General features: G+C 69.5%; 20 protein-coding genes and 1 riboswitch. Of the genes, 16 read left to right on the forward strand and 4 right to left on the reverse strand.

Features of this window, described 5'->3' with window-relative positions; genetic code table 11:
- The first annotated feature begins 2 nt into the window (after positions 1–2).
- The 14 genes from GFH49_RS33660 to recQ all read left to right on the forward strand — a co-directional run bounded on the left by GFH49_RS33660 (position 3) and on the right by recQ (position 17,824).
- Positions 3–557, forward strand: a complete 555-nt coding sequence (locus GFH49_RS33660; protein WP_003998928.1) for a NuoB/complex I 20 kDa subunit family protein — start codon at positions 3–5, stop codon at positions 555–557.
- Positions 554–1,309 (forward strand): NADH-quinone oxidoreductase subunit C, encoded by a 756-nt coding sequence (locus GFH49_RS33665; RefSeq protein WP_155059850.1) that lies wholly within the window; start codon positions 554–556, stop codon positions 1,307–1,309. Before GFH49_RS33660 ends, GFH49_RS33665 begins: the two co-directional genes overlap by 4 nt.
- Positions 1,306–2,628: an NADH-quinone oxidoreductase subunit D gene (locus GFH49_RS33670; RefSeq protein ID WP_155059851.1), complete on the forward strand. Its 1,323-nt coding sequence runs from the start codon at positions 1,306–1,308 to the stop codon at positions 2,626–2,628. Before GFH49_RS33665 ends, GFH49_RS33670 begins: the two co-directional genes overlap by 4 nt.
- On the forward strand, positions 2,625–3,497 hold the full coding sequence (gene nuoE, locus GFH49_RS33675) for an NADH-quinone oxidoreductase subunit NuoE (RefSeq protein WP_155059852.1): 873 nt from the start codon (positions 2,625–2,627) through the stop codon (positions 3,495–3,497). Before GFH49_RS33670 ends, nuoE begins: the two co-directional genes overlap by 4 nt.
- Positions 3,494–4,843, forward strand: coding sequence for an NADH-quinone oxidoreductase subunit NuoF (gene nuoF, locus GFH49_RS33680; protein ID WP_196218209.1), 1,350 nt, complete (start codon positions 3,494–3,496; stop codon positions 4,841–4,843). The genes nuoE and nuoF overlap by 4 nt, the downstream gene beginning before the upstream one ends.
- Positions 4,840–7,344, forward strand: coding sequence for an NADH-quinone oxidoreductase subunit G (locus tag GFH49_RS33685; protein ID WP_155059854.1), 2,505 nt, complete (start codon positions 4,840–4,842; stop codon positions 7,342–7,344). The genes nuoF and GFH49_RS33685 overlap by 4 nt, the downstream gene beginning before the upstream one ends.
- Positions 7,341–8,705, forward strand: a complete 1,365-nt coding sequence (gene nuoH / locus GFH49_RS33690) for an NADH-quinone oxidoreductase subunit NuoH (protein WP_155059855.1) — start codon at positions 7,341–7,343, stop codon at positions 8,703–8,705. Before GFH49_RS33685 ends, nuoH begins: the two co-directional genes overlap by 4 nt.
- The gene (gene nuoI / locus GFH49_RS33695; RefSeq protein ID WP_155059856.1) at positions 8,698–9,327 is read left to right on the forward strand and encodes an NADH-quinone oxidoreductase subunit NuoI; all 630 of its coding nucleotides are present in this window, start codon (positions 8,698–8,700) and stop codon (positions 9,325–9,327) included. Before nuoH ends, nuoI begins: the two co-directional genes overlap by 8 nt.
- Entirely contained in the window at positions 9,324–10,142 is an 819-nt protein-coding gene (locus GFH49_RS33700; protein ID WP_155059857.1) for an NADH-quinone oxidoreductase subunit J, read from the forward strand. Before nuoI ends, GFH49_RS33700 begins: the two co-directional genes overlap by 4 nt.
- Complete coding sequence (gene nuoK, locus GFH49_RS33705) at positions 10,139–10,438, forward strand: NADH-quinone oxidoreductase subunit NuoK (protein WP_107904232.1); 300 nt, start codon at positions 10,139–10,141, stop codon at positions 10,436–10,438. The genes GFH49_RS33700 and nuoK overlap by 4 nt, the downstream gene beginning before the upstream one ends.
- 14 nt (positions 10,439–10,452) lie before the next feature.
- The gene (nuoL, locus tag GFH49_RS33710) at positions 10,453–12,417 is read left to right on the forward strand and encodes an NADH-quinone oxidoreductase subunit L (protein WP_155059858.1); all 1,965 of its coding nucleotides are present in this window, start codon (positions 10,453–10,455) and stop codon (positions 12,415–12,417) included.
- Positions 12,418–12,422: 5 nt separating this feature from the next.
- The gene (locus tag GFH49_RS33715) at positions 12,423–13,994 is read left to right on the forward strand and encodes an NADH-quinone oxidoreductase subunit M (protein WP_155059859.1); all 1,572 of its coding nucleotides are present in this window, start codon (positions 12,423–12,425) and stop codon (positions 13,992–13,994) included.
- Complete coding sequence (gene nuoN, locus GFH49_RS33720) at positions 13,991–15,640, forward strand: NADH-quinone oxidoreductase subunit NuoN (RefSeq protein ID WP_155059860.1); 1,650 nt, start codon at positions 13,991–13,993, stop codon at positions 15,638–15,640. Before GFH49_RS33715 ends, nuoN begins: the two co-directional genes overlap by 4 nt.
- Positions 15,641–15,820: 180 nt before the next feature.
- Positions 15,821–17,824 (forward strand): DNA helicase RecQ, encoded by a 2,004-nt coding sequence (gene recQ, locus GFH49_RS33725; protein WP_155059861.1) that lies wholly within the window; start codon positions 15,821–15,823, stop codon positions 17,822–17,824.
- A gap of 447 nt (positions 17,825–18,271) precedes the next feature.
- Here recQ and GFH49_RS33730 read toward each other — a convergent pair whose 3' ends face one another.
- Entirely contained in the window at positions 18,272–19,213 is a 942-nt protein-coding gene (locus tag GFH49_RS33730; protein ID WP_155059862.1) for a M56 family metallopeptidase, read from the reverse strand.
- Between the two features lie 355 nt (positions 19,214–19,568).
- Positions 19,569–20,789 carry a fumarylacetoacetase gene (gene fahA, locus GFH49_RS33735; RefSeq protein WP_155059863.1) on the reverse strand — a complete coding sequence of 407 codons (1,221 nt, stop codon included), beginning with the start codon at positions 20,787–20,789 and terminating at the stop codon, positions 19,569–19,571.
- A gap of 317 nt (positions 20,790–21,106) precedes the next feature.
- Here fahA and GFH49_RS33740 point away from each other — a divergent pair, with 317 nt between their 5' ends.
- Complete coding sequence (locus tag GFH49_RS33740) at positions 21,107–21,973, forward strand: HAD family hydrolase (protein WP_155059864.1); 867 nt, start codon at positions 21,107–21,109, stop codon at positions 21,971–21,973.
- On the opposite strand, the gene GFH49_RS33745 is transcribed toward GFH49_RS33740, so the two are convergent.
- The gene (locus GFH49_RS33745) at positions 21,922–22,404 is read right to left on the reverse strand and encodes a transglycosylase SLT domain-containing protein (RefSeq protein ID WP_155059865.1); all 483 of its coding nucleotides are present in this window, start codon (positions 22,402–22,404) and stop codon (positions 21,922–21,924) included. The two genes, GFH49_RS33740 and GFH49_RS33745, sit on opposite strands and share 52 nt — an antisense overlap.
- A 3-nt stretch (positions 22,405–22,407) precedes the next feature.
- A riboswitch (cyclic di-AMP (ydaO/yuaA leader) is annotated at positions 22,408–22,567 on the reverse strand.
- Between the two features lie 283 nt (positions 22,568–22,850).
- Positions 22,851–24,863 (reverse strand): CocE/NonD family hydrolase, encoded by a 2,013-nt coding sequence (locus GFH49_RS33750; RefSeq protein ID WP_155059866.1) that lies wholly within the window; start codon positions 24,861–24,863, stop codon positions 22,851–22,853.
- A gap of 213 nt (positions 24,864–25,076) precedes the next feature.
- Between GFH49_RS33750 and GFH49_RS33755 the strand changes: the two genes are divergently transcribed.
- Positions 25,077–26,087 (forward strand): polyprenyl synthetase family protein, encoded by a 1,011-nt coding sequence (locus GFH49_RS33755; protein ID WP_155059867.1) that lies wholly within the window; start codon positions 25,077–25,079, stop codon positions 26,085–26,087.
- Positions 26,088–26,236: the final 149 nt, after the last annotated feature.

The raw sequence follows: 26,236 nt of genomic DNA on the forward strand, positions 1-26,236 counted from the left end.
TCATGGGACTCGAAGAAAAGCTGCCGAGCGGATTCCTGCTGACCACCGTCGAGCAGGCCGCGGGCTGGGTGCGCAAGGCGTCCGTCTTCCCGGCCACGTTCGGCCTCGCCTGCTGCGCCATCGAGATGATGACCACCGGCGCCGGCCGCTACGACCTGGCGCGCTTCGGCATGGAGGTCTTCCGCGGCTCACCGCGCCAGGCGGACCTGATGATCGTCGCGGGCCGGGTGAGCCAGAAGATGGCGCCGGTGCTCAGGCAGGTCTACGACCAGATGCCGAACCCCAAGTGGGTGATCTCCATGGGGGTGTGTGCGTCCTCCGGCGGCATGTTCAACAACTACGCCATCGTCCAGGGCGTCGACCACATCGTCCCGGTCGACATCTATCTTCCCGGTTGCCCGCCACGGCCGGAGATGCTGATGGACGCGATCCTCAAGCTCCACCAGAAGATCCAGACCTCCAAGCTCGGTGTGAACGCCGAGGAGGCGGCTCGTGAAGCGGAGGAAGCGGCGCTCAAGGCCCTGCCGACGATCGAGATGAAGGGGCTGCTGCGATGAGCGACGCCAACGGCACCAACGGGGCGTCGAACGGGGTGAACCCCGAAAAGGACCTCGGCGCCTCCAACCTCCCCGGCCAGCGCGGTGAGGGCGGTGAGGAGATCCGCGTCCAGCGCGGCATGTTCGGCGCCAACAACGGCGGCGACACCTCCGGCTACGGCGGCCTGGTCCGCTCGGTCCGGCTCCCGGGACCGGCGAGCCGCCCCTACGGCGGTTGGTTCGACGAGGTCGCCGACGAACTCGAAGGCGCTCTGGAGGAACAGGGCCTCCTCCCCGACAACGCTATCGAGAAGACGGTCGTCGACCGCGGCGAACTCACCTTCCACGTCGAACGCGAGCACCTGCTCCGCGTCGCCCGCACCCTGCGCGACGACCCCGCCCTGCGTTTCGAACTGTGCACAGGCGTGAGCGGTGTCCACTACCTCCACGACAAGGGCCGCGAGCTGCACGCCGTCTACCACCTGCGCTCGATCACCCACAACCGGCTGATCCGCCTGGAAGTCAGCGCCCCGGACGCCGACCCGCACATCCCGTCCCTGGTCTCCGTCTATCCGACGAACGACTGGCACGAGCGCGAGACCTACGACTTCTTCGGCATCGTCTTCGACGGTCACCCGGCCCTGACGCGGATCATGATGCCGGACGACTGGCAGGGCCACCCGCAGCGCAAGGACTACCCCCTCGGCGGCATCCCCGTCGAGTACAAGGGCGCCCAGATCCCGGCTCCGGACCAGCGGAGGTCGTACTCATGAGCACGCAGCACGCAACTCCGCGTGAGACCACCGAGGGCACCGTATATACGGTCACCGGCGGCGACTGGGACGAGGTCGTCCAGTCCGCGGCCCGCGCCGACGACGAACGCATCGTCGTCAACATGGGCCCCCAGCATCCCTCCACTCACGGAGTGCTCCGCCTGATCCTGGAGATCGACGGCGAGACGGTCACCGAGGCCCGCTGCGGCATCGGCTACCTCCACACCGGCATCGAGAAGAACCTCGAATTCCGCACGTGGACGCAGGGCACCACCTTCGTCACGCGCATGGATTACCTGACGTCCTTCTTCAACGAGACCGCCTACTGTCTCGCCGTCGAGAAACTCCTCGGCATCGAGGACCAGATCACCGAGCGAGCCAAGATCATCCGGGTGCTCCTGATGGAGCTGAACCGGCTCTCCTCGCACCTGGTGTGCATCGCCACCGGCGGCATGGAACTCGGCGCCACCACGATCATGATCTACGGATTCCGTGATCGTGAAATGATTCTCGACATCTACGAGCTCATCACGGGCCTCAGGATGAACCACGCGTACATCCGCCCCGGCGGACTCGCGCAGGACCTGCCGCCGGGCGCGGTGGACCACATCCGCGAGTTCGTGAAGAAGATGAAGAAGAACCTCCCGGAGTACGACAAGCTCGCCACCGGGAACCCCATCTTCAAGGCCCGTATGCAGGACATCGGCTATCTCGACCTGGCCGGCTGCATGGCCCTCGGCGCCACCGGCCCGATCCTGCGCTCCACCGGCCTGCCGCACGACCTGCGCAAGACGCAGCCCTACTGCGACTACGAGACCTATGACTTCGATGTCCCGACCACCGACACCTGCGATTCCTACGGGCGCTTCCTGATCCGCCTGGAAGAGATGCGCCAGTCGCTCAGGATCGTCGAGCAGTGCCTGGACCGGCTGCAGCCCGGACCGGTGATGGTCGCCGACAAGAAGATCGCCTGGCCGGCCCAGCTCGCCCTGGGTCCGGACGGGCTCGGCAACTCCCTCGACCACATCAAGAAGATCATGGGCACCTCCATGGAGGCCCTGATCCACCACTTCAAGCTGGTGACCGAGGGCTTCCGCGTGCCGCCGGGACAGGCGTACGCGGCAGTCGAGTCACCCAAGGGCGAACTCGGGGTGCACGCCGTGTCCGACGGAGGCACCCGCCCCTTCCGGGTCCACTTCCGCGACCCGTCCTTCACCAACCTGCAGGCCATGGCGGCGATGTGCGAGGGCGGCCAGGTCGCCGACGTCATCGTCGCCGTCGCGTCCATCGACCCCGTGATGGGAGGCGTCGACCGGTGACCACCTCTTCTTCGGAGCGGGGCGTCAGCCTGGGCATGCCCGAGCTGCCCGCGCCCGCCTACCCGGACGACGTTCGAGCCCGGCTGGAGACCGACGCGCGCGAGATCATCGCCCGCTACCCGGACTCCAGGTCCGCGCTCCTGCCGCTGCTGCACCTCGTCCAGTCGGAGGAGGGCCATGTCACGCGCACCGGGATGCAGTTCTGCGCGGACATGCTCGACCTGACCACGGCCGAGGTCACCGCGGTCGCCACCTTCTACACCATGTACCGGCGCAGGCCGAGCGGTGACTACCAGGTCGGTGTCTGCACCAACACGCTCTGCGCGGTGATGGGCGGGGACGCGATCTTCGAGGAGCTCCAGGAGCACCTCGGCGTCGGCAACGGCGAGACCACCGACGACGGCAAGGTCACCCTGGAGCACATCGAGTGCAACGCGGCCTGCGACTTCGCGCCGGTCGTGATGGTCAACTGGGAGTTCTTCGACAACCAGACCCCGGCCGGCGCCAAGCGTCTCGTCGACGACCTCCGCGCGGGACGCCCGGTCGAGCCCACGCGCGGGGCGCCGCTGTGCACCTTCAAGGAGACCGCCCGGATCCTCGCCGGCTTCCCCGACGAGCGGCCGGGGGCCGTCGAGGCGAGCGGCGGAGCGGGACCCGCTTCGCTGGTGGGCCTCCGCCTGGCCAGGGGAGAGACCGCACCCGCGCGCGTGGTCCATCCGCGGGAGGGCGGCCCGCACACCGAGCCGCAGGACAGGGCCGTACACGAGCCGTCACCGGCCGAGCACCTGAGCTCGCACGACGCGCCGCAGGACACCTCGGCCTCCGATCCGGCCCACCCAGCAGGTCCTACCGCCGAGGAGGGGGAGTGATGACCTTGGCTGCCGAGATCAAGGACACGAGTCCGGAGAAGCTGCTCGCACCCGTGCTGTCGGCCTTCTGGGACGAGGACAGGTCCTGGACGCTGGACGTCTACCGAAGGCACGAAGGATACGAGGGGCTCCGCAAGGCACTCGCCATGTCACCGGACGACCTCATCGCGTATGTGAAGGAGTCCGGGCTGCGTGGCCGCGGCGGCGCGGGATTCCCGACGGGAATGAAATGGCAGTTCATTCCCCAGGGTGATGGAAAACCGCACTATCTAGTTGTCAACGCCGACGAATCGGAGCCCGGAACCTGCAAGGACATCCCGCTCCTCTTCGCGAACCCGCATAGCCTCATCGAGGGCATTGTCATCGCGTGTTATGCCATCAGGTCTTCGCATGCCTTCATCTATCTGCGTGGTGAAGTCGTCCCTGTTCTGCGGCGGTTGCACGAGGCCGTGCGCGAGGCCTACGAGGCCGGCTACCTCGGCGAGAACATCCTGGGCAGTGGGATCGATCTCCAGCTCACCGTGCACGCGGGCGCGGGCGCGTACATCTGCGGTGAAGAGACCGCACTGCTCGACTCGCTCGAAGGCCGCCGGGGTCAACCGCGGCTCCGTCCCCCCTTTCCTGCGGTCGCGGGCCTCTATGCCTGCCCGACTGTTGTGAACAACGTCGAGTCGATCGCGTCGGTTCCCGCCATCCTGAAAAACGGCAAGGACTGGTTCAGGTCGATGGGCAGCGAGAAGTCCCCGGGCTTCACGCTCTACTCACTCAGCGGCCATGTCGCCAATCCCGGCCAGTTCGAGGCACCGCTCGGCATCACGCTCCGCCAGCTCCTCGACATGAGCGGCGGCATGCGGCCGGGCCACCGCCTCAAGTTCTGGACGCCGGGCGGGTCCTCGACGCCGATGTTCACCGACGAGCACCTCGACGTCCCTCTCGACTACGAGGGAGTGGGCGCCGCGGGTTCCATGCTCGGCACGAAAGCCCTGCAGTGCTTCGACGAGACGACCTGCGTGGTACGGGCCGTCACCCGCTGGACCGAGTTCTACGCCCATGAGTCCTGCGGCAAGTGCACGCCGTGCCGCGAGGGGACGTACTGGCTGGTGCAGTTGCTGCGTGACATCGAGGCCGGCAAGGGCGTCATGAGTGACCTCGACAAGCTGAACGACATCGCCGACAACATCAACGGCAAGTCGTTCTGCGCCCTCGGCGACGGTGCCGCCTCGCCGATCTTCTCCTCGCTCAAGTACTTCCGCGAGGAGTACGAGCAGCACATCACGGGCCGCGGCTGCCCCTTCGACCCGGCCAAGTCGACGGCCTGGGCCGACCGCACGGAGGTGAACGCATGACCGTGACCACCAACGCTCCCTCCGGCGGGGGAGAGGCGGCGGTCCCGCCGGAGGATCTCGTCTCGCTGACGATCGACGGCGTCGAGATCAGTGTGCCCAAGGGCACCCTGGTCATCCGGGCCGCCGAGCAACTCGGCATCGAGATCCCCCGGTTCTGCGACCATCCTCTCCTCGACCCGGCCGGCGCCTGCCGCCAGTGCATCGTCGAGGTCGAGGGCCAGCGCAAGCCGATGGCGTCCTGCACGATCACCTGCACCGACGGAATGGTGGTCAAGACCCACCTCACCTCGCCGGTCGCCGAGAAGGCCCAGCACGGTGTGATGGAACTGCTGCTCATCAACCACCCGCTGGACTGCCCGGTCTGCGACAAGGGCGGCGAGTGCCCGCTGCAGAACCAGGCGATGTCGCACGGCAACGCCGAGTCCCGCTTCGAAGGAAAGAAGCGGACCTACGAGAAGCCGGTCCCGATCTCCACCCAGGTGCTGCTGGACCGGGAGCGGTGCGTGCTGTGCGCCCGCTGCACCCGGTTCTCCAACCAGATCGCGGGCGACCCCATGATCGAGCTGATCGAGCGGGGCGCGCTGCAGCAGGTCGGTACGGGCGAGGGCGACCCCTTCGAGTCGTACTTCTCCGGCAACACCATCCAGATCTGCCCGGTCGGCGCGCTCACCTCGGCGGCCTACCGCTTCCGCTCCCGCCCGTTCGACCTCGTCTCCTCGCCGAGCGTGTGCGAGCACTGCTCCAGCGGCTGCGCGACCCGCACCGACCACCGGCGCGGCAAGGTCATGCGACGGCTCGCCGCCAACGACCCCGAGGTCAACGAGGAGTGGATCTGCGACAAGGGGCGCTTCGCCTTCCGGTATGCGCAAGGGCGGGACCGCATCGACACGCCGCTGGTGCGCAACGCCGAGGGCGACCTGGTCCCCGCGTCGTGGCCGGAGGCCCTGCAGATCGCGGCTCAGGGGCTGCTCGCATCGCGCGGGCGCACCGGAGTCCTGACCGGCGGGCGCCTGACGGTCGAGGACGCCTACGCCTACAGCAAGTTCGCGCGCGTGGCCCTCGACACGAACGACATCGACTTCCGCGCGCGCGTGCACACCGGCGAGGAGGCCGACTTCCTGGCCGCCCGGGTAGCCGGGCGCGGACGGGACCTCGACGGTACGGGCGTCACGTACACCTCCCTGGAGAAGGCGCCCGCGGTCCTGCTGGCCGGGTTCGAGGCCGAGGAGGAGGCGCCCGGCGTCTTCCTGCGGCTGCGCAAGGCCTGGCGAGGACACGGGCAGAAGGTCTTCGCGCTGGCCACGCACGCCACGCGCGGCCTGGAGAAGGCCGGCGGCACGCTGCTGCCCGCCGCTCCCGGCACCGAGACCGAGTGGCTGGACGCGCTCGCGAGCGGGGTCGGCCTGGAGGACGACGGTGCCAGGGCCGCCGAGGCGCTGCGCACCGAGGGCGCGGTGATCGTCGTCGGCGAGCGGCTGGCCGCCGTGGCGGGCGGGCTCACCGCCGCCGCACGGGTCGCCACCGCGACCGGCGCCCGCCTCGTGTGGATTCCGCGCCGGTCCGGCGAGCGGGGCGCGATCGAGGCCGGCGCACTGCCGTCGCTGCTGCCGGGCGGGCGCCCGGCCACCGACCCGCGCGCGCGTGAGGAGGTCGCCGCGGCCTGGGGAGTCGCTCAACTGCCGCTCCGCTACGGCCGGGACACCGGCCAGATCGTCGAGGCCGCCGCCGTGGGCGAACTCCAGGCGCTGCTCGTCGCGGGCGTCGAGGTCGCCGACCTGCCCGACCCGGCACGCGCGCGTGAAGCACTTCACGAGGTCGGCTTCGTGGTGTCGCTGGAGCTGCGGCCCAGCGAGGTGAGTGAACTCGCCGACGTCGTGCTCCCCGTCGCCGCGGTGGCCGAGAAGGCGGGCACGTTCCTCAACTGGGAAGGCAGGGTGCGCTCCTTCGAGGCCGCGCTCAAGCCCGACCACATGACTCGCACCCTCGCGCCGACCGACGCGCGTGCGCTGCAGATGCTGGCCGACGCCATGGACGTACACCTGGGGCTGCCGGACCTGCGGACCGCGCGCGCGGAGCTGGACCGGCTCGGTGCCTGGGACGGGCCGCGGGCCACCGAACCGCTGGAAACCGCGGGCGTGCTGCCGCGGCCGGCCGCCGGGGAGGCCGTGCTCGCAGGGCACCGGCTGCTGCTCGACCAGGGCCGCCTGCAGGACGGCGACGACGCGCTCACCGGGACGCGGCACGCCGCCCACGCGCGCGTGTCGGCCGCGACGGCCGCCGAGGCCGGCGTCAAGGACGGCGACATCCTCGCCGTGACCGGAACCGCGGGAACGGTCGAACTACCCCTCAGGGTGACGGAGATGCCCGACCGCGTGGTCTGGCTCCCGCTGAACTCCGCAGGCGGGGGCGTCGCCTCCGACACCGGGGCGCTGCCCGGCTCCCTGGTCCGTATCGGCCCGGCGACGCAACCGACCGAGGCCCCCAAGGAGGTGGAGGCATGAGCCCGTACCTCGCCGCTGAAGACCTCTCGATGTTCGGCCGCGACCCCTGGTGGCTGGTCGTCATCAAGGCGGTGTTCTGCTTCGCCTTCCTGATGCTGACCGTGCTGTTCTCCATCGTCTGGGAGCGCAAGGTCGTCGCGTGGATGCAGCTGCGCATCGGCCCCAACCGGCACGGCCCCTGGGGCATGCTCCAGTCGCTCGCCGACGGCATGAAGCTGATGCTCAAGGAAGATGTCATCGTCAAACGCGCGGACAAGGCGGTCTACATCCTCGCGCCGATCGTCGCGGCCATCCCGGCCTTCATGGCGGTCGCGGTGATCCCCTTCGGACCGGCCGGGAACGAGATCTCGATCTTCGGCCACCGCACCACGATGCAGCTCACCGACCTGCCGATCGCGATGCTCTACATCCTCGCGGTCGCCTCGGTCGGCATCTACGGCATCGTCCTCGCGGGGTGGAGTTCCGGATCCACCTATCCGCTTCTCGGCGGCCTGCGCTCGTGCGCGCAGATGATCTCGTACGAGATCGCCATGGGCGCCGCCTTCGCCTCCGTCTTCCTCTACTCGGGGTCGATGTCGACCTCGACGATCGTCGAGGCGCAGCAGGACCGCTGGTACATCATCCTGCTGCCGGTGTCCTTCGTGATCTACATCATCACGATGGTCGGCGAGACCAACCGCGCCCCCTTCGACATGCCGGAGTCCGAGGGCGACCTGGTCGGCGGCTTCAACACCGAGTACTCGTCGATCAAGTTCGCGATGTTCATGCTCGCCGAGTACGTGAACATGGTGACGGTCTCGGCCGTGTCGGTGACGCTCTTCCTGGGCGGCTGGCGGGCCCCGTGGCCGGTCTCCACGTTCTGGGAGGGCGCGAACCACGGCTGGTGGCCGCTGCTCTGGTTCGTCGTCAAGGTCCAGTTGCTGCTGTTCTTCTTCATCTGGCTGCGCGGCACGCTCCCACGGGTGCGCTACGACCAGCTGATGAAGCTCGGCTGGAAGGTGCTCATCCCGGTCTCCGTGGTCTGGCTGATGCTCGTCGCCACGGTGCGGACGCTGCGGAACGAGAACTACGACTTCGCCGACATCGCCCTGTACATCGGCGGCGGTGTCCTCGCCCTGCTGCTGCTCTCCTTCGCCGCCGACATGTTCCGCGAGCGGGCGAAGGCGGCCGAGCGGCCCACTGAAGAGCCTCCGGGCTTCGACCCGTTGGCGGGCGGATTCCCCGTGCCGCCACTGCCGGGACAGGAGCTGCCGCCGGTGCCCCGGCGCCGTTCGCGCGGCGAGCGGGAGCTGATTGTCAGTGGTGGGCCGGATACTGCCAGTGACGGATCTCTGGATGGAAAGGAGGCGTCCGATGGCTGAGGAGTCCAAGGAGACCAAACCCGGTTTCCAGAACCCGGTGGCCGGCTTCGGCGTGACCTTCAAGGCCATGTTCAAGAAGCGGCTGACCGAGCAGTACCCGGAGCAGCAGAAGACCACTGCCCCCCGGTTCCACGGACGGCACCAGCTCAACCGCCATCCGGACGGCCTGGAGAAGTGCGTCGGCTGCGAGCTGTGCGCCTGGGCCTGCCCCGCCGACGCGATCTACGTCGAGGGCGCGGACAACACGGACGAGGAACGCTACTCACCGGGCGAGCGGTACGGCCGCGTCTACCAGATCAACTACGCCCGCTGCATCCTGTGCGGCCTGTGCATCGAGGCGTGCCCCACGCGCGCGTTGACGATGACGAACGAGTTCGAGCTCGCCGACTCCAGCCGCGCCAACCTCATCTACACCAAGGAACAACTGCTGGCCGGTCTCGACGACGGCATGGTCGACACACCGCACGCCATCTACCCGGGGACGGACGAGCAGGACTACTACCGGGGCCTGGTGACGGAAGCCGCGCCCGGCACGGAGCGCCAAGTCGCCGTCTCCAAGGGCGAACAGCATCCATCGGCAAGCCCTTCGGGCGCGGCCGGGGAAAAGGGGGCGGACGCATGAACGCGCAGCTCGCCGCCTACTCCACCTCCACCGGAGAGGCCTTCCAGTTCTGGGTCCTCGGGACCGTCGCGGTGATCGGCGCCCTGTGCACCGTCTTCATGAAGAAGGCCGTGCACAGCGCGCTCTGCCTTGCCGGGACCATGATCGTTCTGGCGGTGTTCTACCTCGCCAACGGCGCCTACTTCCTGGGCGTCGTGCAGATCGTCGTCTACACCGGCGCGATCATGATGCTGTTCCTGTTCGTGGTGATGCTGGTCGGCGTGACGGCGGCGGATTCCCTGAGGGAAACCATCAAGGGCCAGCGCTGGCTGGCCCTGCTCTGCGGGCTCGGCTTCGGCATCCTGCTGGTCGCGGGCATCGGCAACGCCTCCCTGAACGAGTTCAACGGCCTGACCGAGGCCAACGCGAACGGCAATGTGGAGGGCCTCGCCACCCTCCTGTTCAGCAAGTACGTCTTCGCCTTCGAGATCACCGGCGCCCTGCTCATCACCGCCGCCGTCGGCGCGATGGTGCTCACCCACCGCGAGCGCACCGAGCGGGCCAAGACCCAGCGCGAGCTGGCCGAGCAGCGCGTCCGCGAGGGCAAGCACCTGCCGCCGCTGCCCGCGCCCGGCGTCTACGCCCGGCACAACGCGGTGGACATCGCGGGCCTCCTGCCCGACGGCACACCGTCCGAGCTCACCGTCAGCAAGACACTGCGTGAGCGCGGCCAGATCCGTGATGTGTCCACCGAGGCGATCAGCGACCTCAAGGCCCTGGAGCAGCGCGCCAAGGACCGCCTGGAGCGCACGAACAGCGGGGAGGCGTCGCAGTGAACCCGGTCAACTACATCTATCTCGCCGCCCTGTTGTTCACGATCGGCGCCACCGGAGTGCTCATCCGGCGGAACGCGATCGTGGTCTTCATGTGCATCGAGCTGATGCTCAACGCCTGCAACCTCACGCTCGTCGCCTTCTCCCGGATGCACGGCAATCTCGACGGCCAGATCATCGCGTTCTTCACGATGGTCGTCGCCGCCGCGGAGGTCGTGGTCGGACTCGCGATCATCGTGTCGCTGTTCCGTTCCCGCCACTCGGCCTCGGTCGACGACGCCAGCCTGATGAAGCTCTAAGGGGTCGCTGAATCGTGGAGAACCTGATTGCGCTGCTGGTGGCGGCGCCTCTGCTCGGAGCGGCCGTACTGCTGTGCGGCGGCCGGCGGCTCGATGCCGTCGGCCACTGGATCGGGACGGTCCTCGCGGCCGTCTCCTTCGTGATCGGCGTGGTCCTCTTCGTCGACATGCTGGGGAAGGGTGCCGAGGAACGCGAACTCGGCCAGCACCTGTTCAGCTGGGTGCCGGTCGAGGGCTTCCAGGCCGACGTCGCCTTCCAGCTCGACCAGTTGTCGATGACGTTCGTCCTGCTGATCACCGGCGTCGGCTCGCTGATCCACCTGTACTCGATCGGGTACATGGAGCACGACGAGCGCCGCCGCCGCTTCTTCGGCTATCTGAACCTGTTCCTCGCGGCGATGCTGCTGCTCGTCCTCGCCGACAACTACCTCCTGCTGTACGTCGGCTGGGAAGGCGTCGGTCTCGCCTCCTACCTGCTGATCGGCTTCTGGCAGCACAAGCCCAGTGCGGCGACCGCCGCGAAGAAGGCCTTCCTGGTCAACCGGGTCGGCGACATGGGCCTGTCGATCGCGATCATGCTGATGTTCACGACGTTCGGCACCTTCGCCTTCGGCCCGGTGCTCGGCAGCCACGAGGAGCCCGGCCTCGCCGGTGACACCAGCGAGGCAACCCTCACCGGCATCGGGCTGATGCTGCTCCTGGCCGCCTGCGGCAAGTCCGCCCAGGTGCCGCTGCAGTCCTGGCTCGGGGACGCGATGGAGGGCCCGACCCCGGTCTCGGCCCTCATCCACGCCGCGACGATGGTGACCGCGGGCGTCTATCTGATCGTCCGCTCCGGAGCGATCTTCAACGCCGCGCCGGACGCGCAGCTGGCGGTCACCGTGGTCGGCGCCGTCACGCTCCTGTTCGGTGCGATCGTCGGTTGCGCGAAGGACGACATCAAGAAGGCGCTGGCCGGCTCGACCATGTCGCAGATCGGCTACATGGTCCTCGCCGCGGGCCTCGGCCCCATCGGATACGTCTTCGCGATCATGCACCTGGTGACACACGGCTTCTTCAAGGCCGGGCTGTTCCTCGGCGCCGGTTCGGTCATGCACGGCATGAACGACGAGGTCGACATGCGCAAGTACGGCGGCCTGCGGAAGTACATGCCGGTCACCTTCGTCACCTTCGGCCTCGGCTACCTCGCCATCATCGGCTTCCCGGGTCTGTCCGGCTTCTTCTCCAAGGACAAGATCATCGAGGCGGCATTCGCCAAGGGCGGCACCGAGGGCTGGATCCTCGGCGGCGCGGCCCTGCTCGGCGCGGCCATCACGGCGTACTACATGACGCGCGTGATGCTGATGACGTTCTTCGGAGAAGAACGCTGGCGCCACGCCAAGACGGCTTCCCCCGCCGAGCCGAGCGTGGAGCCCGCCGCCGAGACCCGAGGCGAGCACGCGGAGCCGCATCCGCACGAGTCGCCGAAGTCGATGACGATCCCGATGATCCTGCTGGCCGTCGGCTCGGTCGCGGGCGGTGCCTTCTTCAGCATCGGTGACCGCTTCCTGCACTGGCTGGAGCCCATCACCGGACACGACCACGGCGACTCGCCGATCAGCGCGGGGACTGTCACCAGCGCGACCGTGGCCTGCATGGTCATCGGTGTCTCCCTCGCCTACGCGCAGTACGGCCGCCGCCCGGTCCCGGTCGTCGCCCCGCGCGGGTCGCTGCTCACCCGGGCCGCCCGGCGCGACCTGCTCCAGGACGACTTCAACCACGTCGTCCTGGTCCGCGGCGGCGAGCACCTGACGCGGTCCCTGGTGTACGTCGACCACACGCTGGTCGACGGAGTCGTCAACGGCACGGCGGCCTCGGTCGGCGGCCTCTCCGGACGGATGCGCAGGCTGCAGAACGGCTACGCGCGGTCGTACGCGGTCTCGATGTTCGGCGGCGCGGCGGTCCTCGTCGCCGCGACCCTGCTGATGAGGGCGGTCTGATACCGATGTCCTTTCCACTGCTGACAGCGACGGCGGCGCTTCCCGCGCTCGGGGCGATCGCCACGGCCGCCGTACCGGCCGCCCAGCGCAACGCCGCCAAGTGGCTGGCGCTGCTGGTCTCGTTGGCCACCCTCGGGCTGGCCATCACGACGCTGGTGCGCTTCGACCCCGACGGTGACCGCTACCAGCTCACCGAATCCCACGCCTGGATCGCGGAGTTCGGGGTCCGGTACGAGCTGGGCGTGGACGGCATCGCGGTGGCGCTGATCGCGCTGACCGCCGTGCTGATCCCGTTCATCATCCTCGCGGGCTGGCACGACGCCGATCCGCTGGAGACCGGAAGCAGGCGCTGGCGGCCGACGCAGGGCTTCTTCGCCCTGATCCTGGCCGTCGAGGCGATGGTGATCCTCTCCTTCGAGGCCACCGACGTCTTCCTGTTCTACATCTTCTTCGAAGCCATGCTGATCCCGATGTACTTCCTCATCGGCGGCTTCGGCGACCGTGCCCACGAGCACGGCGAGAAGGTGGCGTCGACGCAACGGTCGTACGCGGCCGTGAAGTTCCTGCTCTACAACCTGGTCGGCGGTCTGATCATGCTGGCCGCCGTGATCGGCCTGTATGTGGTCGCCGGGAACTTCTCGCTCCAGGAGATCGCCGAGGCGCGGGCCAACGGCTCGCTCGACATGGCGACCAACACCGAGCGCTGGCTGTTCCTGGGCTTTTTCTTCGCGTTCGCGGTGAAGGCGCCGCTGTGGCCCCTGCACACCTGGCTGCCCAACGCGATGGGGGAGGCCACCGCTCCGGTCGCCGTCCTCATCACCGCGGTCGTCGACAAGGTGGGCACCTTCGCGATGCTCCGCTTCTGCCTCCAGCTGTTCCCGGAGGCGTCGAAGTGGGCGACGCCCGTCATCCTCGTACTGGCGCTGATCAGCATCATCTACGGGGCGCTGCTCGCCGTCGGGCAGCGGGACATCAAGCGGCTGGTGGCGTACGCGTCGATCTCGCACTTCGGGTTCATCATCATGGGCATCTTCGCGATGACCAGCCAGGGCCAGTCGGGCGCGACGCTGTACATGGTCAACCACGGGATCTCGACGGCCGCGTTGATGCTGGTGGCCGGTTTCCTGATCTCGCGGCGCGGCTCGCGGCTCATCGCGGACTACGGCGGCGTGCAGAAGGTCGCTCCGGTGCTCGCCGGCACGTTCCTGATCGGCGGCCTGGCGACCTTGTCGCTGCCCGGGCTGGCGCCTTTCGTGAGTGAATTCCTGGTCCTGGTCGGCACGTTCGCGCGCTACCCCGTCGTCGGGATCATCGCCACGTTCGGCATCGTGCTCGCCGCGCTCTACACCCTGGTCCTCTATCAGAGGACGATGACCGGCCCGGTGAAGGCGGAGGTCGCGGCGATGCCCGATCTCCGGGTGCGTGAACTCGTGGTCGTGGCCCCGCTGGTCGCGTTGCTGATCTTCCTGGGCGTCTACCCGAAGCCCGTCACGGACATCGTCAACCCGGCGGTCAAGCAGACCATGTCCGACGTAGAGAAGAAGGACCCCCAGCCCGAGGTGGAGGCGGCCAAGTGAGCGCACCAGTCGTCCACAGCCTGTGGACAACCGCGGCCGAACCGATCTCGCAGATCGAGTCGCCGAAGATCGAATACGGACAGTTGTCGCCCACCTTGATCGTCGTCGGCGCGGCGGTGGTCGGGGTGCTGGTCGAAGCGCTCGTGCCGCGCAAGTCCCGATACTACGTACAGGTGTTCGTCTCCGTCGTGGCGCTTGTCGCCGCCTTCGCGGCGGTCATCGCGCTCGCGGCGGACGGATACGGCACGACCCGCGCGGGCATCGCGGCGATGGGCGCCATCGCGGTCGACGGGCCGGCGCTGTTCCTGCAGGGCACGATCCTGCTCGCCGGTCTGGTGGGTCTGTTCACCTTCGCCGAACGGCGCCTTGACCCGGCGGCGCACGGCAACCGGGTCGACTCGTTCGCCGCGCAGGCCGCGTCGGTGCCGGGCAGCGACAGTGAAAAAGCCGCGGTCAAGGCTGGGTTCACCACCACCGAGGTGTTCCCGCTGCTGCTGTTCGCGATCGCGGGCATGCTGGTCTTCCCGGCGGCCAACGACCTGCTGACGCTGTTCATCGCCCTGGAAGTCTTCTCTCTCCCGCTGTACCTCCTGTGCGCGCTCGCCCGCCGCAAGCGGCTGATGTCGCAGGAGGCCGCGGTCAAGTACTTCCTGCTCGGCGCGTTCGCCTCCGCGTTCACGCTGTTCGGCATCGCGCTGCTGTACGGCTACGCGGGCTCGGTGTCGTACGCGACGATCGCGCAGGTCGTCGACGGCACGGTCACGAACGTCACCCCGGCGCTCGCGGACACCATGGGCAACGACGCGCTGCTGCTCATCGGCGCGGCGATGCTGGTGATGGGTCTGCTGTTCAAGGTGGGCGCGGTCCCGTTCCACATGTGGACGCCGGACGTGTACCAGGGCGCACCGACGCCGGTCACCGGATTCATGGCGGCGGCGACCAAGGTGGCCGCGTTCGGCGCGCTGCTCAGGATCCTGTACGTGGTGCTGCCCGGTCTGCGCTGGGACTGGCGGCCGGTCATGTGGGCGGTCGCGATCGTCACCATGCTCGGCGGTGCGATCGTCGCGATCACGCAGACCGACATCAAGCGGCTGCTGGCGTACTCGTCGATCGCGCACGCGGGCTTCATCCTCGCGGGTGCCATCGCGACCACGCCGGACGGGGTGTCGTCCGTCCTCTTCTATCTGGCCGCCTACTCGTTCGTGACGATCGGCGCGTTCGCGGTGGTCACGCTCGTACGGGACGCCGGCGGTGAGGCGACGCACCTGTCCAAGTGGGCCGGTCTCGGGCGCCGTTCGCCGCTGGTGGCGGCCGTGTTCGCGGTGTTCCTGCTGGCTTTCGCGGGCATTCCGCTGACCTCCGGTTTCGCCGGGAAGTTCGCCGTGTTCAAGGCGGCGGCGGAGGGTGGCGCGGGTCCGCTGGTCGTGGTCGGCGTGATCTCGTCGGCGATCGCCGCGTTCTTCTACATCCGCGTCATCGTGCTGATGTTCTTCAGCGAACCCCGGCCCGAGGGCCCGACGGTCGCCGTGCCGTCCGCGCTGACGACGACGGCCATCGGCGTGGGCGTGGCGGTCACGCTGGTGCTCGGTGTGGCACCGCAGTACTTCCTGGACCTGGCCAGCCAGTCGGGAGTGTTCGTGCGCTGAACCGATCCGGACGTACGGCCGCCCGGCACCCCTTGCTCTGGGGTGCCGGGCGGCGGTGCGTGAGGGGCTGCTGTTCCGTGGGTCGCGGGGCGGACGGAGCCTGTGGATAACTCCGGCACTGTCAGAGCGGGCCCCTATCGTGGAGGCAGTGGTCGAGGTACGGCGTACGGGGGCACAGCGATGGGTGGGACGGGCGGGATCGGTGGCATGACAGCGGTAGCCGAGAGCGAGGCTCTGGCCACGCTCCACAGGGTCTTCGGATACGACAGTTTCCGCGGCGAGCAGGAAGCGGTCATCGAGCATGTCGTGGCCGGCGAGGACGCCGTCGTGCTCATGCCGACCGGGGGCGGCAAGTCACTGTGCTACCAGATCCCGTCCCTGGTCAGACCCGGTACGGGCGTGGTCGTCTCGCCACTCATCGCGCTGATGCAGGACCAGGCGGACGCGCTGCGGGCGCTCGGTGCGCGCGCCGGGTTCATGAACTCCACGCAGGACTTCGACGAGCGCCGGGTGGTGGAGGCGGAATTCCTGGCGGGCGAGCTGGACCTGCTGTATCTGGCGCCGGAGCGGCTGCGGCTGGATACCACCCTCGACCTGCTCTCGCGCGGCAAGATCGCCGTCTTCGCGATCGACGAGGCGCACTGCGTGTCCCAGTGGGGCCACGACTTCCGCCCCGACTATCTGGCCCTCTCCCTGCTCGGCGAGCGCTGGCCGGACGTCCCGCGGATCGCGCTCACGGCTACGGCCACGCACGCGACCCACCAGGAGATCACCCAGCGGCTGAAGATGCCGACGGCCCGCCACTTCGTGGCGAGCTTCGACCGGCCCAACATCCAGTACCGGATCGTGCCGAAGGCCGACCCCAAGAAGCAGCTGCTGAGCTTCCTGCGTGAGGAGCACGCGGGCGACGCGGGCATCGTCTACTGCCTGTCGCGCAAGTCGGTGGAGTCGACGGCCGAGTTCCTCAGCCGCAACGGCATCGAGGCGGTGCCGTACCACGCCGGTCTGGACGCGGGCACGCGCGCGGCGCACCAGTCCCGGTTCCTGCGGGAGGACGGTCTGGTCGTGGTGGCGACCATCGCCTTCGGCATGGGGATCGACAAGCCGGACGTACGGTTCGTCGCGCACCTGGATCTGCCGAAGTCGGTGGAGGGGTACTACCAGGAGACAGGGCGTGCGGGCCGGGACGGTCTGCCCTCCACCGCCTGGATGGCGTACGGGCTCAACGACGTCATACAGCAGCGCAAGCTGATCCAGTCCGGCGAGGGGGACGAGGCGTTCCGGCGGAGGGCCGCCGCCCACCTGGACTCGATGCTGGCGCTGTGCGAGACGGCTCAGTGCCGCCGGGGCCAGCTGCTCGCCTACTTCGGTCAGGATCCCGATCCGGCGGGCTGCGGCAACTGCGACACCTGCCTGACCCCGCCGGAGACGTGGGACGGCACCGTCGCCGCCCAGAAGGTGCTGTCGACGGTGGTGCGGCTGCAGCGGGAGCGGGGGCAGAAGTTCGGCGCGGTCCAGATCGTGGACATCCTGCTGGGCAAGCGCACCGGCAAGGTGATCCAGTTCGACCACGACCAGCTCTCCGTGTTCGGTATTGGCGAGGAGCTGTCCGAGGCCGAATGGCGGGGCGTCGTACGGCAGTTGCTGGCGCAGGGGCTGCTCGCGGTCGAGGGGGAGTACGGCACGCTGGTACTGACCGAGGCGAGCGGGGCGGTGCTGCGGCGGGAGCGGGAGGTGCCGCTGCGCAAGGAGCCGAAGAAGCCGGCGCCCGCGCGTACGACGTCCTCCTCGTCCGGCCGCGGCGACCGCAAGCCCAAGGCGGCCGTGGCCGAACTGCCCGAGTCGCTGCTCCCCGCCTTCGAAGCGCTGCGCGCGTGGCGTGCCGAGCAGGCCCGTGAGCAGGGCGTCCCGGCGTATGTGATCTTCCATGACGCCACGCTCCGGGAGATCGTCACGGTGTGGCCCACATCGGTGCGAGGGCTCGGCGGCATCAGCGGGGTCGGCGAGAAGAAGCTCACGACGTACGGGGAAGGTGTCATCGCGGTACTGGCCGCGCTGGAGGGCGGCGGACCCGGCTTGGAGGGCGGGGCGCCCGGCACCGCTCCCGTGGTCGCCGGGGCGACGGGAGACGACGACCAATGGCCCGAGATGGACGCGGAGCCGGAGCCGGACGGCTGGATGTAGCGGTCTTGCCGTTGGCTCCCGGCGGGGCCTTGCCGTGGGCTGTCAGCGGGCCTTGCTGTCGGCGCCCAGTGGTCGGTCGGCGAGTCCACGTCGTGGGAGCCGGCGACCGTGCGGGGCGTCTGCGACACGGCGGGGGCGTCACATGGTTGCCGGGTGGCGCTATGTGGTGCCACTCCGGTGCCATCGCTTGCTCCAGAAGCGCATTGGCGTGCATGGCGCCACGATCGTTCAGGGATCGGAGGCGGCGGCACCGACCGCTCCGCGTACATCGCCTGCCTCGTCGTACATCGCCTGCCTCGTCCCGGGCATCCTGCTGATGACCCTCGGCTCGCGATCGCCTGGTGCCTCGCCCTCACCGCACTCGGCTACTTCTGGGCCAAGCCGGCTTTCAACCGCGACCCGAAGCAGCGGACTCGAAGCAGCGGCGGCACCCGTCTGCTCCGGCCCTTACGCCAACGCCGTCAGCCCCGGGCCGAAAAGGATCAGCAGCGGCACCAACGGCACCAACGCGGCCGTCGCCGTCGCGATGATCCTGCGGGGGCGGCCCAGTCGCGGGCGGGGCTCCAGGAGACGGTTCACGCGTTCGCCCAGCAGGCGGTGGCTGGATGCGCAGGAGAGGACGCCCCGGTGCTGGTTGAGCTCGATCAACGCCAGCGCGGTGGTCAGGTGGCCGCACCGCCGGGACGCCGTGTCGTCGGCGGCGAGTTCGACCAGGCGGTGGGTCTGGTCGCAGAAGTGGGCGAAGAGCGGGATGCGGGGGAATCCGGTGGCGAGGGCCGTGGACAGGTGCAGCAGCCAGTCGTGGTGGGCGCGGGCGTGGTCGCGTTCGTGGGCGAGGACGGCGTCGAGCTGGTGGTCGGTCAGCCGGTGCAGGGCGCCGGTGGTGACGACCAGTTGGGGCGGGTTGCCGGGCATCCACCAGGCGTCGGGGTACTCGTCCTCAAGGACCAGGAGCGGGCCGCGCGTGGCGGCCCCCAGTCCGGCCGGCAACTCGGGGGCGCGTTCGCGCAGGTGCGCCCGGGTCTGGCCGCGGCGCCTGCGGGCCTCGACCAGTTCGCGGGCGAGCATCGCCGTCGTCCAGGCGGCCCCGCACGCCAGCAGCAGGGTGAGGGCGGCGGCCCAGGCCGGGGCCGTGGACAGGTCGTACGCGGCGGCCACCGAGGGCGGCGCGGGGGCGAAGACCCGGTCGCGGACGGTGTGGAAGACGGCGGCCGTGCCCAGTACGAGCGCCGTCAGACAGCACAGCAGCACCGTGGCGACCAGGCACTGCCACGCCCACAGCCCGATCACGGGTTCCCGTTCCGGCCACACCGCCCGGGTGAGCGCACGCGGGACCGGCACGGCGGCCGTGAGGGCGACGACGCTCAGCAGGAGAAGGCAGACGGTCATGCCAGGGTCTCCGGATCCTGGTCGGGGAGGGCTTCGCTTCGGGCGGGGGACGCGGCTGCTGGGCATCCCGCCCGCCGTAAGTATGACGGCGATGGCCGCCCGCGTCATGGGACAAGCACCACCCGATCCCGACATCAGCTTCCCGTGTCGGCCTTCCCGAGCCCGGCCCTCGGTCAGCCCTCCCCGCGTCGGCCTTCCTGAGCCAGCCGCATCCACCTCAGCCCTACGGCGTCCCCCTACGGCGTCCCCCTACGGCGTCCCCCTACGGCGTCCCCCTACGGCGCCCCCCTACGGCGCCCCCCTACGGCGCCTCCCTGCGTGGCCCCCCTCAGCCGGCCCCGCCTCATCGCCCCCCTCAGCCCCTCGCCACAACCCTCCCCCCAACCTCCCCCAACCCGACCCGTGCCCCGTCCGCGCCCGGTGCCCAAGCCGACAGCGTCACCGTGTCCCCGTCCTCCAGGAACGTCCGCTTGCCGTCGGGGAGTTCGAGAGGGTCGCGGCCGTTCCAGGTCAGTTCCAGGAGGGAGCCGCGTTGGTGTTCGGCCGGGCCGCTGACCGTGCCGGAGCCGTAGAGGTCGCCGGTGCGCAGGGAGGCGCCGTTGACGGTCATGTGGGCCAGTTGCTGGGCGGCCGTCCAGTACATGGTGGAGAAGGGGGGCTCGGAGATCACATGGCCGTTGACGGCGACCGAGATACGCAGGTCGTAGCCGCCGGGCTCCGCGTCGGGCGCGGTGTCGTCCAGATACGGCAGCAGCGCATGGGTCCGCTCCGGCGGCGCCACCCGCGCCTCCTCCAGCGCGTCCAGCGGTGTGATCCACGCCGACACCGACGTGGCGAAGGACTTGCCGAGGAACGGGCCGAGGGGGACGTACTCCCAGGCCTGGATGTCGCGTGCGGACCAGTCGTTGAGGAGGCAGAGGCCGAAGACGTGGTCCCGGAAGTCGCCGAGCGCCACCGGTCGGCCCATCGGCGACGGCACGCCCACCACGAAGCCGACCTCCGCCTCGATGTCCAGGCGGACGGAGGGGCCGAAGACGGGCGCGGGGTCGGCGGGGGACTTGCGCTGCCCGGACGGTCGTACGACATCCGTGCCCGACACGACCACCGTGCCGGAGCGGCCGTGGTAGCCGATCGGCAGATGCTTCCAGTTGGGGGTCAGGGAGTCGGGGGAGTCTGGGCGGAAGATTCGGCCGACGTTCCGGGCGTGGTTCTCGGAGGCGTAGAAGTCGACGTAGTCCGCGACCTCGAAGGGGAGGTGCAGGGTCACCGAGGACAGGGGGTGGAACAGCGGCTCGACGGTCCCCCGGTGGGACGGCACCGTCAGCCATGCGGTCAGCGCGCGCCGTACGTCCGACCAGGCGGTGCGGCCCGCGGCCAGCAGCGGGCCGAGGGTCGGACGGGCGAGCAGGGGGGCGTACGGCGAGCCGAGCGCGTGCGCCGCCGCGCCCGCGTCGAGGACGTGGTCGCCGAGTCGGACCCCGACCCTCCGCTCGGTGGTACCGGCGGGGGAGAAGACACCGTACGGAAGGTTGTGCGGGCCGAAGGGGTCACCCTCGGGGACATCGAAGGGGGGCATGGGTGCTGCCTCGCTTTCGTGCGGTCCGTATGACAGTCCTGTCGGTCATGACGGGTCCGTCGGTCATGACAGGAGTGTCGGCCATGACAGGTGTGTCATGTGGTCGCGGCACACGTTACGGCGGCTGTGGCCTGTCGGTGGTGTCCCCGGTAAGGAGGCGCCACGGCGTCAGCGCAATCACGGTGTAAGCGCAACCACGGTGTCAGCGATCACGGGCGTCCCGGGGGAGTGAAACGGGGGCTCTCCGGCCGAAGTCCCCGTAGGAGGCGTCCTGTTCGCGTCGAGTCGGTCCGGCTTTCTGTCCGTATTCTCTGATCATGGCCGCACCCACCGCATATTCACTCATCGCCACTGACCTGGACGGCACGCTGCTCCGAGGCGACGACACGCTCTCCGACCGGTCGCTCGCCGCGCTTGCGCAGGTGACGGCGTTCGGCGCCCGGCACTTGGTGGTAACGGGGAGGCCGGCGCCGCGAGTGCGGCCGTTGCTCGACATCCTCGGGTGCGGGGGGCTCGCGGTGTGCGGGCAGGGCGCGCAGGTGTACGACTCCGGCGCGGACCGTCTGCTGTGGTCCGTCACGCTGGACCGGGAGTTGGCCGAGACCGCGCTCGGCAAGATCGAGGCGGAGGTCGGGCAGGTGTACGCCGCCGTCGACCAGGACGGCGTCGACGGGCTCACGCTGATCGAGCCGGGGTACCTGATGCCCCACCCGACCCTGCCCGCCGTACGCGTGGGGCGCCGCGACGACCTGTGGTGCGCGCCCATCAGCAAGGTGCTGCTGCGCCATCCCACCCTGTCCGACGACGAGTTGGCGGCGACGGCCCGCGCCGTGGTCGGTTCTCTCGCGACGGTCACCATGTCCGGGCCCGGCACCGTCGAACTCCAGCCATGCGGAGTGACCAAGGCGACCGGTCTCGCGCTGGCCGCCGAGCACCTGGGGCTGGGACCTGGGCAGACCATCGCCTTCGGGGACATGCCCAACGACATCCCCATGTTCGACTGGGCGGCTCATGGCGTCGCCATGGCCAACGCCCATCCCGAACTCAAGGCGGTGGCCGACGAGATCACCCTGTCGAACGAGGACGACGGCATCGCCGTCGTCCTCGAACGCCTCTTCCCTGCCGGTGGTTCTCAGTACGGGCCGAAGACGTTGTCGATCGAGCCGTACCGGTGGTACGCGTAGTGGCAGGCGGCGGTGATGTTCGCGACCGGGTCGTACGGGTCGAACAAGGTGCCGGCCACGTGGTACGCCTGGAAGGTCGGGTCGATGACCTGGAGGAGGCCCTTCGACGGGGTGCCCGCGGCGGCGTTGGAGTCCCAGTTGTTGATGGCGGCCGGGTTGCCCGAGGACTCCCGCATGATGTTGCGGTAGATGCCGTCGTAGGACCCGGGGATGTCGTTCTCCGCCATCACCTGGAGGGACGCCCGGATCCAGCCGTCGAGGTTGTCGGCGTAGCCCAGCGAGGTGGCGGTGGCCACGGCCGGGGTGGCCGCCGAGGCGCTGGTCGCGCCGATGACCGGCAGGGCGAGGACGGCGACGCTGGTGCCGGCCACGGCGATGGCGCGGGTGATGCGGGCGGTTCGGGTACGGCGGTGCTTATCGGCTGCAGCCATGACGAAGTTCCTCTCCGACGCCTGCGAGGTGAGCTGTCGGGTTCGGGCTGGGAGGTGCCCGGCCACACCCGCGGGCGTGGCTTCACCCCGAGCCATCCCGGCGTGTGGCCGGTCCGGCGGCTTACCTGGGTCCCCCGCTCCTGCCGTGCGGTGAGTTCGTCAACGGGTCGCTCGGGCGGTGGCAGGATTCGGCGTCCGCCCGACTGGCCGGGAACGTATGCGAGAGCACATGTCCGGAACAAGTAGCGGATTCACACCTCGCACCTATTGACCTTGGTGTGGTGGTGAATGTGTCGCTTGATCCTTTGCGGTTGCCAAGCTCAACTGGCGTGGCGGAAAGGCGGATCGGCGGGTGCCTGTGCGCCTTCTGTGCGGGCCGGGGAGTGAGTCAAGTCACGCCTATGCGCAAGTGCGGCAAAACGGGCAATCAGGCCAAGTGGGCCTTATTAACCGGCCGTTCGCGGGATGCGCTTCTCCCATGTCCGATGGAAGAGGACTCGGCCGCCCTCCGTGCAGATCACCTCGTCGGAGGTGACGAAGTGGTCCCCCTCGCAGCTGATCTCCGAGCGGGTGCGGACCGCGGTGTCCCAGCCCCGTTCCGGGCGGTGCAGCCGGATCGACCAGTCCGAGCGGGTGCGGGCCGAGAGCGGGTCCGCCTCGTCGATCGCGTACGTCTCCAGCGCGTCCTCGGTGCATTCCAGGCCGTCGGGGTACATGCGCGTGCCGCCGTACCGCGGGTCGACCTCCAAGCGCCAGGCGCCCCGGGCGACGTCCCGCACCACCAGGCGCTCGGGCCGTGGCTCGTCGAGTGTGGCGGGGCTCCATCCATCAGCGGCTACGCCGCGGGTCGCGCCCGGCGGCTCGGCCTGCCCGGGTTCCTCGAAACGGATATTCCGGTCAAATTCGCGCTCCCGTACCGGCACTTCGAGGAAGCTGCCCGCCGGGTCCAGGGTGAAGCCCGCCGCCGAGTCGGGCTGCGGCCAGATCCACGGCCAGTACGCGGACGAGACGGCCAGCCGGATGCGGTGCCCGGGCGGGAAGGCGTGGCCGATGGCATTCAGCTCGAAGGTCACCTCTTCGGTGGTACCCGGAGCCCATGGAACCGCCCGGTCGCGCCCCTGCCGCGCCGAGAGGTTCAGCGCTCCGCGCGTGACGAGGGTCGACGAGCCGTCCGGTGCTATGTCACATACCCTCGCCACAACCTGCCCCCGCGCCGCCCCCGCGGTCACCCGCAGCCTCACCCGCGGCCGCCCCAGCACCCACGTCTCCTCGGCCACCGGAAACTCGAAGCACACCGACCGCGCGTCCTCCTCCCGCTGGTCCGGCGGCAGGTCGGCATCGCCCCCGATGGGCAGGAAACGGCCGGCGTCGATCCCGGTGTACATCGGCGACCGTACGAGGACGGGGGTGCCCTGACAGGCGTACGTCACCGTCGTCACGTTCGGGGAGGGCCACGCGGGCTCGCCGACCCAGCGGCCGGGCAGGGCGCCGTAGGCCGTGGCCGGGCGGTGGGAGTCGGTGACGTAGGCGCGCAGCAGGGGCTCGGGGAGTGTGCCCTTGCCCTTCAGCCAGTGGTCCCACCAGCGCAGCGTCTCCTGGAGGAAGCCGGTCGCCGGGCCGGGTGGCAGGCCGCGGTCGGGGTACCGGTGCGACCAGGGGCCGATCAGGCCTCGCACGCGATCGGACGGAAGGTGCTCGACGAGCCGGAGCACCGTGTCGCGGTACGGGTCGTGCCAGCCGCCCACCGCGAGGACTGCCGCCTTGATCGCGCCGTAGTCCTCGCAGATACTGCCGTGGCGCCAGTAGCGGTCCCGTGTCTGGTGGGCGAGCCAGGTGTGGATGAGGGGCTGGACGGCCTCCAGGCGCTCGATCCACATGTCGCGCCAGGCCTCGCCGACGTACCGCGGGTCGGGCGGCCGGGAGGTGAAGGCGAGCAGGGCGGCGGCCCACGCGTGCGTGTCCACCGCGAGGACGGAACCTCCCATGTAGTGCACGTCGTTGTCATAGCGATCGTCCGTGGAGCAGACGGTCACGATCGCCTTGAGCGGCTCGGGCGCGAGGGCCGCGATCTGGAGGGAGTTGACGCCGCCCCAGGAGATGCCGAACATGCCCACTTTGCCGTCGCACCAGGGCTGCGCGGCCAGCCAGTTGACCACCTCGACCCCGTCGGCCAGCTCCGTCACCGAGTACTCGTCGCCCGGCCTGCCCTCACTGTTGCCGTGCCCGCGCACATCGACCCGGACGGAGGCATAGCCGTGGCCCGCGTACCAGGGGTGGCGCCGGAAGTCGCGCTGGGCGGTCCAGTCGGTCAGGCGGTGGGGGAGGTATTCGAGGAGCGCCGGTACGGGCTGGTCGGTGAGCGGGCGCCACACGCGCGCGTACAGCAGGCTCCCGTCCGACAGGGGGACACGGAGGTCCTCGTGAGTCGTCTGGTAGGGGAAGGATGTACGGATGTTCATGCTCACATTCCCCTATTTCTTGGTAAGTCAATATATATCCACCCTTTTCAGATGATCAAAAACATACCGTTCGTGATCCGATACCGCCCGTACTGCGCGGGTGGGTGGCATAGGTGATCGAAAGGTGACCGGATACGCTGACTTGATTGATGGCAGCGACCTATCGACGAACCGTGTAACCGCCAGTGGACACCAGCAGACAGGAGACCCCTCGTGACCGTCGTCGGGCCGTTCGGGCTGAGCGTGCGGGACCAGGCTCTGGAAGCCGATGTCCAGGCCGGAATGACGGCTGTCGAGGAAGGGCTGCTCGAAGCCACCAAGAGTGAGGTCCCGTTCATCACCGAGGCCGCGCAGCATCTGGTGCGGGCCGGCGGCAAGCGGTTCCGGCCGCTGCTTGTGATGCTCTCCGCGCAGTTCGGGGACCCGTATGCACCGGGGGTCGTGCCGTCCGCCGTGGTCGTCGAGCTGACGCACCTCGCGACGCTGTACCACGACGACGTGATGGACGAGGCGGCCGTACGGCGCGGGGTGCCCAGCGCCAACGTCCGCTGGGGCAACTCGGTCGCCGTCCTCACCGGTGACTTCCTGTTCGCCCGCGCCTCGCACACCCTCGCCGATCTCGGGCCGGAGGCCGTGCGGGTGCAGGCCGAGGCGTTCGAGCGGCTGGTGACCGGACAGATCCTGGAGACGGCCGGTCCGATGGACGGCCGGGATCCGGTCGAGCACTACCTGGACGTGCTGAGCGGGAAGACCGGATCGCTGGTCGCGGTGTCATGCCGGTTCGGGGCCATGATGTCGGGCGCCGACGAGACGGTGATCGACGTGCTGACGCAGTACGGGGAGCGGCTCGGGGTCGCCTTCCAGCTCGCCGACGACGTGCTGGACATCGCGTCCGACTCGCACGAGTCCGGGAAGACGCCGGGGACCGATCTGCGTGAGGGGATTCCGACGCTTCCGGTGCTGCGGCTGCGGGAACGGGCGGCCCGGCTCGGGCTGGCCGAGGATGTCGCCCTGTGCGAACTGCTGGACTCCGACCTGAGTGACGACGCGCGGCTGGCGGAGGCGCTCGCGGGGCTGCGGGGGCATCCGGCGCTGGAGCAGGCGCGGCGGGACACGGTGCGGTATGCGGAGGACGCGCGGGCCGCGCTGGCTCCGCTGCCGGAGTGCGATGCGAAGGCGGCGCTGGTGGAGTTGTGCGACGCCGTGGTGCATCGGGCGGGCTAGTCCACGTCTGGTCCCGGCGCCGAGGACAGGCCGCGTGACGCAGGTCACATTACTGGGCTGAGTCCAGAGTGGGATCTTCCCGTACCCATGCCCGGAAGCTGACGCAGGGAGCGTCAGCCGCACTGCGGGGAGACAAAAGAATCGTGGGC

It is taken from the genome of Streptomyces blattellae (assembly GCF_009709555.1).
GTDB classification, from domain to species: Bacteria; Actinomycetota; Actinomycetes; order Streptomycetales; family Streptomycetaceae; genus Streptomyces; species Streptomyces blattellae.